The sequence below is a fragment of the Scandinavium tedordense genome, from assembly GCF_024764965.1.
Classification (GTDB): domain Bacteria; phylum Pseudomonadota; class Gammaproteobacteria; order Enterobacterales; family Enterobacteriaceae; genus Scandinavium; species Scandinavium tedordense.
Genome location: NZ_JALIGG010000053.1, coordinates 71,908 through 87,725 on the forward strand (window position 1 = coordinate 71,908; position 15,818 = coordinate 87,725).

At 54.7% G+C, this 15,818-nt stretch carries 13 protein-coding genes; 9 read left to right on the plus strand and 4 right to left on the minus strand.

Going from position 1 to position 15,818, the window contains the following annotated elements; all coding sequences use genetic code 11:
• The first annotated feature begins 71 nt into the window (after window positions 1-71).
• A complete protein-coding gene (locus MUU46_RS08055) occupies window positions 72-2,462 on the plus strand; it encodes a glucose/quinate/shikimate family membrane-bound PQQ-dependent dehydrogenase (RefSeq protein WP_258965260.1) in 2,391 nt (796 codons plus the stop codon).
• 114 nt (window positions 2,463-2,576) lie between these two features.
• On the opposite strand, the gene cueO is transcribed toward MUU46_RS08055, so the two are convergent.
• The gene (cueO, locus tag MUU46_RS08060; RefSeq protein WP_258965261.1) at window positions 2,577-4,151 is read right to left on the minus strand and encodes a multicopper oxidase CueO; all 1,575 of its coding nucleotides are present in this window, start codon (window positions 4,149-4,151) and stop codon (window positions 2,577-2,579) included.
• Between the two features lie 145 nt (window positions 4,152-4,296).
• Here cueO and MUU46_RS08065 point away from each other — a divergent pair, with 145 nt between their 5' ends.
• The 3 genes from MUU46_RS08065 (at window position 4,297) to speD (ending at window position 6,410) form a co-directional block, all read left to right on the plus strand.
• A complete protein-coding gene (locus tag MUU46_RS08065; protein ID WP_159761125.1) occupies window positions 4,297-4,644 on the plus strand; it encodes a YacC family pilotin-like protein in 348 nt (115 codons plus the stop codon).
• Window positions 4,645-4,741: 97 nt separating this feature from the next.
• Entirely contained in the window at window positions 4,742-5,629 is an 888-nt protein-coding gene (gene speE, locus MUU46_RS08070) for a polyamine aminopropyltransferase (protein WP_258965262.1), read from the plus strand.
• The gene (gene speD, locus MUU46_RS08075) at window positions 5,616-6,410 is read left to right on the plus strand and encodes an adenosylmethionine decarboxylase (protein ID WP_159761121.1); all 795 of its coding nucleotides are present in this window, start codon (window positions 5,616-5,618) and stop codon (window positions 6,408-6,410) included. The genes speE and speD overlap by 14 nt, the downstream gene beginning before the upstream one ends.
• A gap of 39 nt (window positions 6,411-6,449) precedes the next feature.
• On the opposite strand, the gene yacL is transcribed toward speD, so the two are convergent.
• Entirely contained in the window at window positions 6,450-6,812 is a 363-nt protein-coding gene (yacL, locus tag MUU46_RS08080) for a protein YacL (protein WP_159761119.1), read from the minus strand.
• 219 nt (window positions 6,813-7,031) lie between these two features.
• Window positions 7,032-9,629 (minus strand): bifunctional aconitate hydratase 2/2-methylisocitrate dehydratase, encoded by a 2,598-nt coding sequence (acnB, locus tag MUU46_RS08085; protein WP_258965263.1) that lies wholly within the window; start codon window positions 9,627-9,629, stop codon window positions 7,032-7,034.
• A 491-nt stretch (window positions 9,630-10,120) separates the two neighbouring features.
• Between acnB and MUU46_RS08090 the strand changes: the two genes are divergently transcribed.
• The 5 genes from MUU46_RS08090 to MUU46_RS08110 all read left to right on the plus strand — a co-directional run bounded on the left by MUU46_RS08090 (window position 10,121) and on the right by MUU46_RS08110 (window position 15,309).
• The gene (locus MUU46_RS08090) at window positions 10,121-11,866 is read left to right on the plus strand and encodes a DUF3300 domain-containing protein (RefSeq protein WP_258965264.1); all 1,746 of its coding nucleotides are present in this window, start codon (window positions 10,121-10,123) and stop codon (window positions 11,864-11,866) included.
• 12 nt (window positions 11,867-11,878) lie between these two features.
• A complete protein-coding gene (locus tag MUU46_RS08095; RefSeq protein ID WP_258965265.1) occupies window positions 11,879-12,673 on the plus strand; it encodes a DUF2950 family protein in 795 nt (264 codons plus the stop codon).
• Window positions 12,674-12,819: 146 nt separating this feature from the next.
• On the plus strand, window positions 12,820-14,124 hold the full coding sequence (locus MUU46_RS08100; protein WP_159761111.1) for a sensor histidine kinase: 1,305 nt from the start codon (window positions 12,820-12,822) through the stop codon (window positions 14,122-14,124).
• 6 nt (window positions 14,125-14,130) lie between these two features.
• Complete coding sequence (locus MUU46_RS08105; protein WP_258965266.1) at window positions 14,131-14,742, plus strand: response regulator transcription factor; 612 nt, start codon at window positions 14,131-14,133, stop codon at window positions 14,740-14,742.
• Between the two features lie 87 nt (window positions 14,743-14,829).
• Complete coding sequence (locus tag MUU46_RS08110; protein WP_258965267.1) at window positions 14,830-15,309, plus strand: GlcG/HbpS family heme-binding protein; 480 nt, start codon at window positions 14,830-14,832, stop codon at window positions 15,307-15,309.
• A gap of 80 nt (window positions 15,310-15,389) precedes the next feature.
• On the opposite strand, the gene MUU46_RS08115 is transcribed toward MUU46_RS08110, so the two are convergent.
• Entirely contained in the window at window positions 15,390-15,674 is a 285-nt protein-coding gene (locus MUU46_RS08115) for a hypothetical protein (protein ID WP_159761105.1), read from the minus strand.
• Window positions 15,675-15,818 lie beyond the last annotated feature (144 nt).

Sequence of the window (15,818 nt, forward strand, 5' to 3'; positions counted from 1 at the left end):
TTCCGATCACACTTGTTAAATCCTATACTTAATTGCTACTAAAAAATTAACAACATATAGGTGTGCTTTCTATGGCAGAAACAAATCCACAACAGAGCGGGCTTCTTGTGAAGCTGACGGCTCTGTTTGCAGCCTTCTGCGGGCTGTATCTGTTAATCGGTGGAGTCTGGCTCGTCTCATTGGGCGGCTCCTGGTATTACCCTATCGTCGGGCTGGTCATGCTCGCCGTCACCGCCATGCTGTGGCGTGGTAAACGTTCCGCCCTATGGCTGTATGCGCTGGTGCTGCTCGTCACCATGATCTGGGGCGTCTGGGAAGTCGGTTTCGACTTCTGGGCACTGACGCCGCGCTGCGACATTCTGGTGTTCTTCGGCATTTGGCTGATTCTGCCATTTGTCTGGCGTCGTCTGATTGTGCCATCCAGCGGAGCGGTTGCCGCACTGATCGTGGTGCTGCTGATTTCTGCTGGTATGTTGACTTGGGCTGGCTTCCACGATCCACAGGAAATCAACGGTACGCTGAGCACCGACGTGACGCCAGCAGCACCGATTTCTCAGGTGGCCGATCAGGACTGGCCTGCGTATGGTCGTAATCAGGAAGGCCAGCGCTGGTCTCCTCTGAAACAAATCAACGCTGATAACGTTCATCAGCTGAAAGAAGCGTGGGTCTTCCGCACCGGTGATCTGAAGCAGCCAAACGATCCGGGTGAAATCACCAACGAAGTGACGCCAATTAAAGTCGGCGACATGCTGTATCTTTGCTCCGCGCACCAGCGTCTGTTCGCTCTGGATGCCGCGACCGGTAAAGAGAAATGGCACTTCGACCCGCAACTCAACACCAACACCTTCTTCCAGCATGTAACCTGCCGCGGCGTGTCGTATCACGAAGCCAAAGCAAACAGCGCGCCGGCTGACGTGGTTGCTGATTGTCCGCGTCGTATCCTCCTGCCAGTGAACGACGGTCGTCTGTTTGCACTGAATGCCGATAACGGCAAACTGTGCGAAAGCTTCGGCAACAAAGGCGTGCTGAATCTACAGACTAACCAGCCAGTGACTACGCCGGGGATGTATGAACCGACGTCGCCACCGATTGTGACCGATACCACCATCGTCATCGCCGGTTCCGTGACTGATAACTTCTCGAACCGTGAAGCATCAGGCGTTATCCGTGGTTTCGACGTGAACACCGGTAAGCTGCTGTGGGCCTTCGATCCAGGAGCGAAAGATCCTAACGCAATCCCGGATGACGAGCATCATTTCACCCTGAACTCGCCAAACTCGTGGGCACCTGCGGCCTATGACGCGAAGCTGGATATGGTGTATCTGCCGATGGGCGTCACGACTCCGGACATCTGGGGCGGAAACCGTACACCGGAGCAGGAACGTTATGCGAGCGCGATAGTGGCGCTGAATGCAACCACCGGTAAGCTCGCCTGGAGCTACCAGACCGTTCACCACGATCTGTGGGATATGGACCAGCCGTCGCAGCCTACGCTTGCAGATATCACCGTGGGCGGCAAAACCGTGCCGGTGGTCTACGCACCGGCGAAAACCGGTAATATCTTTGTGCTCGACCGTCGTAACGGACAGCTGGTTGTCCCTGCGCCAGAAAAACCGGTTCCACAAGGCCCGGCCAAAGGCGATCGTCTGAGCCCAACTCAGCCCTTCTCTGATCTCACTTTCCGCCCGAAAAAAGATATGTCCGGCGCGGATATGTGGGGTGCGACCATGTTCGACCAACTGGTGTGCCGCGTAATGTTCCACCAACTGCGCTACGAGGGCATCTTCACGCCACCGTCTGAGCAGGGCACGCTGGTATTCCCGGGGAATCTGGGGATGTTCGAATGGGGTGGTATCTCCGTCGATCCAAACCGTCAGGTGGCTATTGCTAACCCAATCGCCCTGCCGTTCGTTTCTCGTCTGATGCCACGCGGTCCGGGTAACCCGATTGAGCCGCCTAAAGATGCGAAAGGTTCCGGTACAGAAACCGGTATTCAGCCACAGTACGGCGTGCCGTATGGCGTGACGTTGAATCCATTCCTGTCACCGTTTGGCCTGCCGTGTAAACAGCCGGGCTGGGGTTATATCTCCGCTCTGGATCTGAAAACCAACCAGATTGCATGGAAAAAACGTATCGGTACGCCGCAGGATAGCCTGGGCTTCCCAATGCCGTTTAAACTCCCGTTCAATTTGGGGATGCCAATGCTGGGTGGTCCAATTTCCACCGCCGGTAACGTCCTGTTTGTCGCGGCAACAGCGGATAACTATCTGCGCGCGTACAACATGACTAACGGTGACAAACTGTGGGAAGGCCGTCTGCCAGCGGGTGGACAGGCAACGCCGATGACCTATGAAGCGAATGGCAAGCAGTACGTTGTCATCTCAGCGGGCGGTCACGGTTCGTTTGGTACGAAGATGGGCGACTACATTGTGGCCTACGCTCTTCCGGACGACGCGAAGTAAAAGCAAAACGGCAACCTCGGTTGCCGTTTTTTATGGTTGCGCCCTCGCCCCTTTGGGGCGAGGGGATTATCATCTCGCTCTCCCTTTTAGGGAGAGGACCGGGGTGAGGTTTTTTTAAACCGTAAACCCAAGCATCATTCCCGTATCTTCATGCTCTAACAAATGACAATGTGCCATATAGGCATGCTCTTTCGATGCTTCGTGGTCAAACTTCACTACCACCTGACTGACGCCCCCTTCCACTCGAACCGTATCCTTCCAGCCTGACCGATGAGCCGCTGGCGGTTTGCCATTTTCTGACAGAATTCTGAACTGGGTTCCGTGAATATGGAACGGATGCAGCATCATGTCGCCTTCGCCCGAAATCGTCCAATGTTCAAACTGTCCGCGACTGGCGGCAAACATCGGCTTATTCATATCAAAGGCCAGACCGTTAATACGGTTAGCATTGTGGAAATCAAAGCCCTGAGCGCCGTGATTCATATGGCCCATGTTGCCGTGGTCCATCCCTTCCATTTTCATATCACCGTGGCCCATCATTTGGCCGTGATCCATACCGCCCATCGCCTGCTTGCCGTACTTTTTCATCAACGCCTGCATGCCCATCATGTCGAGCATTGGGTCCATCGATAGCTGGAATTTACGCTGCTTCAGTCCCTCGAGGGAAGGTAGTGCAGGCAACTTCGCCAGGGTGTCCGGCAGATTTGCAGATGCAGGGATCAGCAGTGGTTGAATGCGCATCACCGGGTGAGCCTTATCAAACGGCGCCACCGCCATCCCCATTTGATTAACGGGCAACATCACCAGGTCAAACGGTTTGCCATCACTGGTGTCGACCAGCACTTCGAAACGCTCACCCATCAACATCGGCAGCTCGGTCACTTTTACCGGTTCGGCTAACAGACCGCCGTCGCTGGCAATGACATACAGCGGACGGTTATCGCTGGCCGCAAGGTTCAGCGAGCGCGCGTTACAGCCGTTCAGCAAGCGCAGACGCAGCCAGCCTTTAGGGGACGCATGCTGCGGGTAAATCGCGCCATTGGTCAGTAGCGTATCGCCAAACCAGCCCACCGCCGCGCTCATGATATCCAGCTGATAATCAATCTGCCCCTCGGCGGTAAAACGCTTGTCCTGGATAATCACCGGTACATCGTCAATGCCCCATTGTTTAGGCAGCAGCAACGAATGGATCAGCGGGTCTTCAATCAGTACCAGTCCCGCCAGCCCCATCGCCACCTGATGCCCTGTTTTTCCGTGCTGATGCGGATGGAACCAGCAGGTTGCGGCCTGCTGCGTCGGGGTAAAGGTGACGGTACGCGTGGCACCAGGCTTAATGATGCCCTGCGGGCCACCATCGACATCGCCGGGAATTTCCAACCCATGCCAGTGCACGGTGGTTTCTTCAGCCAGCTGATTATGGATATCCACGGTAACCGGTTTGCCCTGCTGCAATTGCAGCGCCGGACCCAACAGATTGCCGTTATATCCCCAGGTGGCCGCGTTGTGCGATCCAAACTGGGACTTGCCACTTTGTACCGTCAGCGAAATGCGGCTGCGGGAATCCGTGGTGAGTAAATTGGGGATCGGTAATGCGGGGCGATCGGCCGCTAGCGCGCTTCGACTCCATAACGGTAATGCGCTGGCGACACCTACTGCGGCGGCTAATTTGATAAATTCACGACGTTGCATCTTCACTCCCTTTTCGTCTGCAGGCGATTTATTGAGCTTAAACCTTTCCCTTAGCGGAAGGTCAAGCATAATCCCATTAATAAAGCCCTGCGCAGGTTTTAGAAGTATGCTAACGTTGAATTTCGTGGATGCATTGGTAACTAAAATGAAGACGTTTTTTAGAACTGTGGTACTCGGAACTCTGCTTGCTATCTCTACTAACAGCTATGCATTGAGTGAGTCCGAGGCCGAAGATATGGCCGATCTCACGGCGGTATTTGTGTTCCTGAAAAACGACTGTGGTTACCAGAATCTGCCGAACCAGCAAATTCGCCGTGCTTTGGTCTTTTTTGCCCAGCAAAACCAATGGGATCTTAGCAACTATGACACCTTTAACATGAAGGCGCTCGGCGAAGACAGCTACCGCGATCTCAGCGGCATCCGCATCCCAACCACTAAAAAGTGCAAAGCGCTGGCTCGCGATTCTCTGAGCCTGCTCGCCTACGTCAAGTAACCCCTTCTGCTGAAATAATGACCGTGCATCACCGGTCATTGTTGGCTATGATGTTGCGCCTATTTTGAAAGGGTGTTAACGAAGGAGGTATCCACCAATGGCCGACAATTTTCAGTGGCATGAAACGCTACACGACCAGTTTGGTCAGTACTTTGCCGTTGATAACGTGCTCTATCATGAGAAGACGGATCATCAGGATCTCATTATCTTCGAGAACGCCGCCTTTGGCCGCGTGATGGCACTGGACGGTGTGGTGCAAACCACCGAGCGCGACGAGTTTATCTACCATGAAATGATGACTCACGTTCCCTTACTGGCCCATGGTCATGCGAAACACGTGCTGATCATCGGCGGTGGCGACGGCGCAATGCTGCGTGAAGTGAGTCGTCATAAAAACATCGAAACCATCACCATGGTCGAGATTGATGCGGGCGTGGTGTCCTTCTGCCGCCAGTATCTGCCGAACCACAATGCCGGAAGCTACGACGATCCGCGCTTCAACCTGGTCATTGACGACGGCGTCAATTTTGTTAACCAGACCACGCAAACGTTTGACGTGATCATTTCCGACTGTACCGATCCGATCGGTCCCGGTGAAAGTCTGTTTACCTCGGCATTTTATGAAGGCTGCAAACGCTGCCTGAATCCGGGTGGTATTTTCGTGGCGCAGAACGGCGTGTGCTTCCTGCAACAGGACGAAGCCCTCGATAGCCATCGTAAACTCAGCCATTACTTTGGCGACGTCAGTTTCTATCAGGCGGCAATTCCGACGTACTATGGTGGCATCATGACCTTCGCCTGGGCGACGGACAACGAAGCCCTACGCCACCTCTCCACTGAAATTATTCAGGCCCGTTTCCAGCAGACAAACCTGACCTGTCGGTACTACAATCCGGCGATTCACACCGCGGCCTTTGCCTTACCGCAATACCTGCAGAACGCGCTGTCTGCACCTGAGGAGGTGAACCCAATTGAAAAAGCTTAAACTGCATGGCTTTAACAACCTGACCAAAAGCCTGAGTTTTTGTATTTACGATATCTGTTACGTGAAAACGGCAGAAGAGCGCGATGGTTATATCGCCTATATCGACGAACTCTATAATGCCAACCGACTGACCGAGATCCTGTCAGAAACCTGTTCAATTATCGGCGCCAATATCTTGAATATCGCGCGTCAGGATTACGAACCACAAGGTGCCAGCGTCACTATTCTGGTGAGCGAAGAGCCGGTTGACCCGAAACTGATCGACACCACCGAGCACCCCGGTCCGCTGCCGGAAGCCGTCGTCGCCCATCTCGATAAAAGCCATATTTGCGTACACACCTATCCGGAAAGTCATCCGGAAGGCGGCCTGTGTACGTTCCGGGCTGATATTGAAGTATCGACCTGTGGCGTGATTTCACCGCTGAACGCGCTGAATTACCTGATTCATCAGCTGGAGTCGGATATCGTGACCATCGACTACCGCGTGCGCGGTTTTACCCGCGACGTGAACGGCATGAAGCACTTTATCGATCACGAAATTAACTCCATTCAGAACTTTATGTCCGATGACATGAAAGCGCTGTATGACATGATGGATGTGAACGTGTACCAGGAAAACATCTTCCATACCAAGATGTTACTCAAAGAGTTCGATCTGAAACACTACATGTTCCACACCAGACCGGAAGATTTAAGTGAAGAAGAGCGGAAGGCGATTACCAACCTGCTCTGGAAAGAAATGCGTGAAATCTACTACGGCCGCAATATTCCGACCGTGTAAGCCATTACGGAGCAGGGACGCTCCGCCCGGCAGTCGCGTTTATTTCTGTTTCATGAAATCGCGATAGGCCGCCACCACCAGAAGAAAGTCTTCCACGCCACACATCGACAGGCTCTCCTCGTCGTAATAGCTCATTCCCTCTTCCATTTCATCACCTGAAAACTCGAGCAGATTGGCGCGTATCATGACCTCTTCGCCATCCATCCACAGGGTATATTCGTGGCCAGTCCGCTGCCAGGAACGTTCGGTGCCTTTTACCGTCGCCGCGGCTTGTTCAACTTCGTCCAGCAACGTGAGGTTATCTTTGACCTCTTCGTTGAACCAGTGCCCGACGACTTCGTGGCCCATCGACATCCGCACTTTTACGCCTCCGGTAATATCGCGCAGAAATTCGTATTCCATAGTGTGTTCCTCGTAAACGGCAACGCGTCACCGCTGCATTGCATCTGTACTAATTATCGCAGTTAGGGAGGAGAAAAAAAGCGTGGCGGGTGTAAGGAATGGAAATAAAAAACCCTCACCTCCCCCTTTCCCTAAAAGGGAGAGGGGGAAAATCGCCTTGGGCGATCCCCTCGCCCCTTTGGGGAGAGGGTTAGGGTGAGGGTGAGGGGTTTGGTGCTTTTATACAGCGGTCTGGAAAATCACGCCGTCGGCTTTCTCAGTGTACTGAGTCAGCTTGTCGAAGTTCAGGTAGCGATAAGTATCCACCGCGGTCTTATCAACCTGCGACACGAAGGTCTGGTACTCTTCCGGCGTTGGCAGTTTGCCAATCAGCGCCGCAACGGCGGCCAGTTCAGCAGAAGCCAGATAGACGTTCGCGCCAGTGCCGAGACGGTTCGGGAAGTTACGGGTCGAGGTGGAAACCACCGTTGAACCGTCTGCCACACGCGCCTGGTTACCCATGCACAGGGAGCAGCCCGGGATCTCGATACGTGCCCCGCTCTTACCGAAGATGCTGTAGTAGCCTTCTTCCGTCAATTGCGCAGCATCCATACGGGTCGGTGGTGCCACCCACAGGCGGGTTGGCAGCTGGCCTTTATGGGCATCCAGCAGCTTGCCTGCCGCACGGAAGTGACCGATATTGGTCATGCACGAACCGATGAACACTTCGTCAATCTTGTCGCCCTGCACGTCAGACAGCAGACGTGCATCGTCCGGATCGTTCGGCGCGCACAGAATTGGCTCTTTGATATCCGCCAGATCGATGTCGATAACCGCCGCGTATTCCGCGTCAGCATCGGCTTCCATCAACTGCGGATCCGCCAGCCATTTTTCCATGCCCTGAACGCGACGCTCCAGCGTACGACGATCACCGTAGCCTTCCGCAATCATCCACTTCAGCAGCACGATGTTAGAGCTTAAATACTCTTCGATCGGCGCCTGGTTCAGTTTGATGGTACAGCCCGCAGCAGAACGCTCAGCGGAGGCATCGGTCAGTTCGAACGCCTGCTCCACTTTCAGATCCGGCAGACCTTCAATTTCCAGGATGCGGCCAGAGAAGATGTTTTTCTTCCCTTTCTTCTCAACGGTCAGCAGACCCTGCTTGATGGCATACAGCGGGATAGCATGGACCAGATCACGCAGAGTAATGCCCGGCTGCATTTTGCCTTTGAAGCGCACCAGTACGGATTCCGGCATGTCGAGCGGCATTACGCCGGTCGCAGCAGCAAACGCCACCAGCCCAGAACCGGCCGGGAAGGAGATGCCAATTGGGAAACGAGTGTGCGAGTCACCGCCAGTGCCAACGGTATCCGGCAGCAGCATACGGTTCAGCCACGAGTGGATTACGCCGTCGCCCGGACGCAGAGACACACCGCCGCGGTTCATGATGAAGTCCGGTAGCGTGTGGTGCGTGGTCACGTCAACTGGCTTCGGATAGGCCGCAGTGTGACAGAAGGACTGCATCACCAGGTCCGCAGAGAAGCCCAGACACGCCAGGTCTTTCAGTTCATCACGGGTCATTGGGCCGGTGGTGTCCTGAGAGCCTACAGAGGTCATTTTCGGTTCGCAATAAGCGCCTGGACGCACGCCCTCTACGCCACATGCGCGGCCAACCATTTTCTGCGCCAGCGAATAGCCACGGCTACTTTCAGCCACATCTTTCGCCTGACGGAATGTATCACTGAGTGGCAGTTTCAGCGCTTCGCGCGCTTTAGTCGTCAGGCCGCGACCGATGATCAGCGGAATACGGCCACCGGCACGTACTTCATCGACAAGCACATCGGTTTTCAGCTCAAAGTTTGCCAGCAGTTCGTTGGTTTCGTGATTACGCACTTCACCTTTGAACGGGTAAACGTCAATTACGTCGCCCATGTTCAGGTTGTTAACGTCCACTTCTATCGGCAGCGCGCCCGCATCTTCCATAGTGTTGAAGAAGATTGGTGCGATTTTACCGCCCAGAACCAGACCGCCGCCGCGCTTGTTCGGCACATTCGGAATATCATCACCCATGAACCACAGCACCGAGTTGGTGGCGGATTTACGGGAAGAACCGGTACCGACCACGTCACCGACGTAGGCCAGAGGAAAACCTTTTGCCTGCAGCGCTTCGATCTGTTTGATCGGGCCGACGGCACCCGGTTGATCCGGATCGATTCCTTCACGGGCGTTTTTCAGCATCGCCAGGGCGTGCAGTGGAATATCCGGGCGTGACCAGGCATCCGGCGCCGGAGACAGGTCATCGGTGTTGGTTTCGCCAGTCACTTTGAACACGGTAACGGTCAGTTTTTCAGCCAGCTGAGGACGGTTCAGGAACCATTCAGCTTCGGCCCAGGACTGCATCACCTGTTTGGCGTAGGAATTACCCGCTTTCGCTTTTTCTTCGACGTCGTAGAAGTTATCGAACATCAGCAGCGTATGAGACAGGGCTTTAGCGGCAATCGGTGCCAGCGTAGCGCTGTCCAGCGCGTCAATCAGAGGGTGAATATTGTAGCCGCCCTGCATCGTACCCAGCAGTTCGATCGCTTTTTCAGGGGTCACTAATGGGGAGGTTGCTTCGCCTTTGGCGACAGCAGCAAGAAAACCGGCTTTCACGTAGGCAGCTTCATCGACGCCTGGTGGTACACGGTTAATCAGCAGATCTAACAGGAATTCTTCTTCGCCCGCGGGCGGTGCTTTCAGCAGCTCGACGAGTGCGGCCATTTGGGTTGCATCTAAAGGTTTTGCAACAATCCCCTCGGCGGCACGCTCAGCTACGTGCTTACGGTATTCTTCTAGCACGACGGTATCTCCTCGCTCTCATTATATAATGCGGTTTACGCTTATGCCTTCAAGTTGCCTCTGCATTGGCTACATTCGTTCACCTCAGTTACTTACTGGAGTAAGCTCCTGCGGATTCACTCTCTTGCCGCCTTGATGCCACTTGAATGCCTTTGCGTAACGGGACGGGATGTTCTCTTCACGCTCCTGTGAGACAGCAGTTAGTAGGGTACTTTAGCCCGATACCGCGTCGGGCAGCATAGCAGGATTTAGGGGGGGTGTTAATCCGTTTACAAAAAAGCAACATTAAAAATTTGCTGAATCGTTAAGGTCAGCATAAAGAAGGTAAAAATCCCTTTTTGGGTCGGTTTAATTTCCTAAGAATCACTTTAATTGCGCAATATCCCAACAAAAGTCAAAAAGAAAAAATAAGTCTCCCTATACTCCCGGCAATGCTGCCATTTTCGGCAATACTCTCTGACACAGGCCAAATTTTGCGCCAGGAGATAAAAATGACGTTGCCTTTCAAGCCCCATATCCTTGCGCTCATCTGTAGCGCCGGGCTTTTAGCCGCCTCGGGAACACTGTATATCAAAAGTCGCGCGGCAGATGCACCGCCAGCGCCCGCTCCTGTCGCACAGCCTGTCGCTGCTGCACCTGCAGCCGTAGCCACACCGACTACAGCCGCCGCACAGCCGGTCACTGCGACATTTACGTCTGCACAAATTGATCAGTGGGTCGCGCCTATCGCACTCTACCCGGACAACCTGCTGTCGCAGGTGCTGATGGCCTCAACCTACCCAAGCAACGTGCTGCAAGCTGTTCAGTGGTCTCAGGATAACCCGACGATGCAGGGCGATGCCGCCGTGCAGGCCGTCGCTAACCAGCCGTGGGACCCGAGCGTAAAATCGCTGGTTGCCTTCCCGGCGCTGCTGTCGCTGATGGGTGAAAACCCGCAGTGGGTGCAGGATCTGGGTAATGCGTTTCTGGCCCAGCCGCAGGACGTAATGGATTCAGTGCAGAAACTGCGTACCGTGGCCCAGCAAACCGGGACGCTGAAATCGTCCCCACAGCAGAAAGTGACCACCACCCAAATCGCTCCGCCGCCGCCGGAAGCAACATCAACGACGTCTACGACCCGAAGCAGCACCACGACCGTAGTCGAACCGGCACCGACCACACAAATTATCAAAATCGAATCCACCGATCCGAATGTGGTGTACGTCCCGACCTACAACCCGAACACTGTGTACGGCACCTGGCCAAACACGTCATACCCTCCGGTTTATCTGCCACCGACCCCGGGTCAGCAGTTCAGTAACAGCTTCGTGAATGGCCTCGGCTATAGCCTCGGCGTCGCTACCACCTGGGCACTGTTCAGCAGTATCGACTGGGATGACGACCACCATCATCACGACGACGATTACTACCATCACGATGGCGGCTATCACGGCGGCGGAAACAACAACATCAATATCAACGTCAACAACTACAATCATTTCACCAACCAGCATCTGGATGGTAAAAACGTGAACTGGCAGCATAACCCGACGTTCCGTAATAACGTGCCGTACCCGAACAACAACACCGCGCAGCGTTTCCACCAGACCAACGTCCCTGGCGGCCTGAGCGCCACGCAGCACGCACCAGGCAACCTGACCAACCAGCGTCAGGATGCGTTGAACCAGTTCCAACAGCGCACCCACAACGGTGCTGCTGCCGGACTGACCGCAGGCGGTGCCGCTGCCGTCGCGGGTAATCGAAATTCACAGCGTCAGGCGGCTTCACAACAATTGAATAAAATTACCCAGCGCAGCAACTACCGAGGCTATGACACACCGCAGAATCGGACTGCAGCAAAAGAGAAGTTGCAGCACCCCACTGCGCAGCAGCAACAGCATCGTCAGGATGTGAAATCTCGAGCCCAGAACCCGACGGCGCAACAGCAGCAGCATCGTCAGGAAGTGAAGTCACGGGCCCAGAACCCAACAGCGCAGCAGCAACAGCATCGCGAAACGGCGAAATCTCAGGTGCAGCAGCACCGAGCCACCGTCACCCCTGAGCAACATCAGCAGCACCAGCAGAAGGCACAATATCTGCGTTCTAACGCGCTCAGTGGGAACGACAGCCGCTCACCGTCCTGGGAAGCCCAGCGTCAACGGGGAATGCAGAGCCGCAGTTCCGCGCACCTGAACAGTAATCAGCGTGCGGCGGTCCAGCAACATGGGTCTCAACATCGCGAACTGCGTCACCGCTAAGGAGCTGTTGTAATGAAAAAATTGATGATTTCTGGCTTACTGGCGCTATTTGCCCTCCCCGCTTTTGCGCAGCAGCATTTTGCTACGCCAGAGAAAGCCGCTAACGCGCTGGCAGATGCCGTTTCCAGCCAGAACAACACGGCGCTGGACGATTTGCTTGGTGAAAACTGGCAGCAGTATTTACCGCAGCAGGAAGCCGACCCCGAAGCCGTGGCCCGTTTTCTGCGTGACTGGAAAGTCAGTCATAGTATTGTCGAACAGGGCGATACCGCGCACCTGAACGTCGGGCGGGAAGAGTGGCAGTTGCCGATCCCGATACTGAAAACAACAGAGGGCTGGCACTTCGATATGGCGCAGGCCGTCGACGAAATTCAGACTCGAGAAATCGGGCGCAACGAGCTGTCGGCCATTCAGGCGATGCACGCCTACGTTGATGCGCAGAACGACTACTACCAGCGCTTCCAGATCTATGCCAAGAAGCTGCTCAGCACTGAAGGCTCGAAAGACGGTCTGTACTGGCCTACGCAGCCAGGCGATGAGCCAAGCCCGTTAGGACCAGCCTACAGCCCTGATGAGCCCGGTACAGGCTATCACGGCTACCTCTTCCGTATCATTCCCGACAACGACAAACAGGGCTTTGCGCTGATTGCCTGGCCGGTGAAATACGGTGAAACGGGGATCATGAGCTTTATAATCGATGAGAAAGACAGGGTCTGGCAGATGGATGCCGGCCTGCTGACGCCGTATAAAGTCGAAGCCGTTAAGGTTTTTGCCCCAGAGAAACCGTGGCAGGAAATTAATCAGTAAACACCGAGGGGCTCGCATCAGGCGGGCCCTTTTTCATTATCTCCCCACCCAATCGCGTGAACTCGCGCACATTTCAATATCCTGCTGACGAGCCGCCTTATTCTCTGTGATACTAGTCATTAGTGACAGGATTTTTCGGATGCAGAATGACAACTCAACGCGCGTATCTTCAACGAGGAGTGCTTATCTGGCTCATCGCCTGTCTGCTGAGCAGTGCTCTGCTGTACGCCGAGCAGATCCGCCGTCAGTATTGGGCTTGTGATCGCGCCTTCAACGGATTGTTCAGTACCATCAGCACCGCCCTCACGCAAAATGAATCGGTCATTCCCATTCTCAATGGTGATGAATCGCTTTCGCTGCTACAGCAAAAATTCCCGCAGATTCAGGTGCTGGAAAAAACCGTTCTGCGCCCACTGAATGCGCCGCGCGTCGAAATGCTCTCGCCTATGAGCTATTGGCTGTATAACCCTTATCGCCAGATTCGGGTGCAAATCAATCTCGCGCCGCTGCTGCAAACTGACTCACGCTTTACCGATATTCAGCTCAGCCTGAGCGTCCCGCAAGCCCTGGGGGAATATCGCTGGCACTGGACACGGCAATTCCCGCAACACTTTCAGCCATTCATTTTGCAGGCCAGCACGAACCCTGACTGGCTCGGCGTGGCGCGTTTCCCTTATTTTCTGATTGTCGCCGCCTGGACTATGGTTATCAGCATGATAATGCTGCTGTTGTGGGGCCGTGAACAACAGCGCACCGATCGCCAGCGCGCAGATTTTTATCAGCACGCGCGGCTGAACACGCTCGGCGAAATGGCCGCTGGCGTAGTACACGAAATTAACCAGCCACTGACGGCGACCCAGATGTGGATCCAGGGCGGAATGCGCCAGCTGGATCAGGGTCACAACGCCGAAGCGCTCCACGCCATGCGCTCGGCGCTGACTCAGACTCAGCGAATAAGCGAGTTGCTCACCCGTTTTCGCGCGCATCTGACCCGGGAAGCGGTCGCGATGACCAGGGTCAATTTGGAACACAGCTGGCAGCGAGTCGGCAATCTGCTGGAACACGAGCCTGGCTCAAAACACATTCGTCTCACCCATAATTTCAGCGCATGGATAATCCAGGCCGATCGTCTTTGGCTGGAACAAGTGCTGCATAATTTGCTTAACAACGCCATTCAGGCCCAAATGGCAAGCGGACGCGGTTGGGTACATATTGCCAGCGTTGCGGCTGGCGATCGGGTAAAGGTGACGATCGCCGACGGCGGTCCAGGCTTTAGCCCGGAGGCGCTTAAGCTGGCGCTAATGCCGCTGTTCAGCGAACGTGAAGGAGGATTAGGTTTGGGACTAACGCTTACAGAATCGCTGATGATGCGGATGAATGGCAATATTCAACTGGCGAATACTCCGGATGGCGGGGCCGAAATCAGTTTGTGGTTTATCAGAGAGACGTAACTAACAATGGAAAACATTATCTACGTGGTGGACGACGACGCGTCGATTCGCGAATCGCTCGCTTTTCTGTTCTCGACCATGCAGTGGTCAACGCAGTGCTTCGACGCCATTGACGCCTTTAGCGCGGCCTGCAAGCCAGAAAGCATGTTAGCCGGCTGCCTGCTGCTGGATATGCGGATGCCGGGCCAAAGCGGCCTGGCGTGGATCGAAAAACACAGCGCATCACATCCACTGCTGCCGGTGGTGATGATGACTGGCCATGGCTCGGTCGACGCTTGCCGTCGGGCGTTTCATCACGGCGTGTTTGAGTTTTTCACCAAGCCGCTGGACGCCGATCTGCTTATTGAGACGGTTCATCTGGCCTTTGCCGAAAGCAAAAAACGCCAACACAGATGGCAGGAACGCGCTCGTGCCAAAGCGCTCTTCGCCCAGCTGACCGCCAGAGAAACGGACGTGCTGCATGAGCTGATGACCGGAGCCAGCAACAAAGAGGTCGCGGTGCGCTTAGCGCTCTCAACCCGCACCGTCGAAGCGCACCGGGCGGCGATTTTCAGCAAGCTCGGCGTCAGCAGTCTGGTGCAGGCCATTCGCGAACACGACAAACTGGAATACGTATAATTACCAGGACGACTCCGTATTCGCCCGAATTACCCTTCCGGCTTTGCCTTGTTAGCATGACTGAACACGACAAAGAGGAAGCCTGCAATGAAAAAACTCATCATCTCCGCCGCCCTGCTGGCCGGTTTAGTCTCTGCCGCAGTTCAGGCTGAACCCCTGAGCCAGAAAAATATCTCTCTGACGCAGGCCAACAGCCTGGCGCAGGAAGCCATCAGCGCCTGCAGCGCGAAGAATTATCAGGTAACGGTTACCGTGGTCGACAGAGCGGGTGTGGTGAAAGCCGTGCAGCGAACCGACAACGCCGGGCCGCACACCGTGAAGGCTAGTCAAATGAAAGCGTACACCGCCCTGACCATGAAAAATGCCAGCGGTAAAGTCATGAAAGCGGCACAGAGCAATGCGGGCACGCAGAACTTAAAGGATATTCCGGGCCTGCTGTTGCTGGCCGGTGGTTTACCGGTGAAAGACGGGAATGAGGTGATTGGCGCTATCGGTATCGGCGGTGCGCCGGGCGGCAATCTGGACGAAGTCTGTGCGCAAACGGCACTGGATAACGTGAAGTTGTAAAACGTCTGGTCGGTTAGAACACTGAAGCAGAAGAATGTGAAAACATCCTTCTGCTTTTTTATTGCCCGCTAAGCAGTAACTTAGCCCTGATGTGGCATCAGACCAGGCTGTTCGACCACGGCAGGACGTGTGCTGGTCAGCGCATTTTCATCGGCTTTAATGCTGCCGGAGTTTGCGGCCCAAACGCCTTCCTGGGTTTTGGAGATCGCCTGATGCTGGGCATTCAGGTTTTGTCCCATCGTCGCGATGTGGGTGGTTTCAGTACCGCCGCTGTTGTCTGCCCAAGGGATGACGGGATCATCAGCCAATGCCAGACCGGAAAATAGCGTCGTCGCCAGCACAGCGGTAGTCAGAAAAGTTTTCATAGTGCACCTCACTCTAGTTTTTACACTATAAGTTTACCCCGTGATTATTTTCAAAGTAATGAATAGATGTGCACAGATATTTACGCAGAAATGTTTTTAAATAAACAACTTACCACTTCGCCGAGCATCTACAGGCTTTCTACG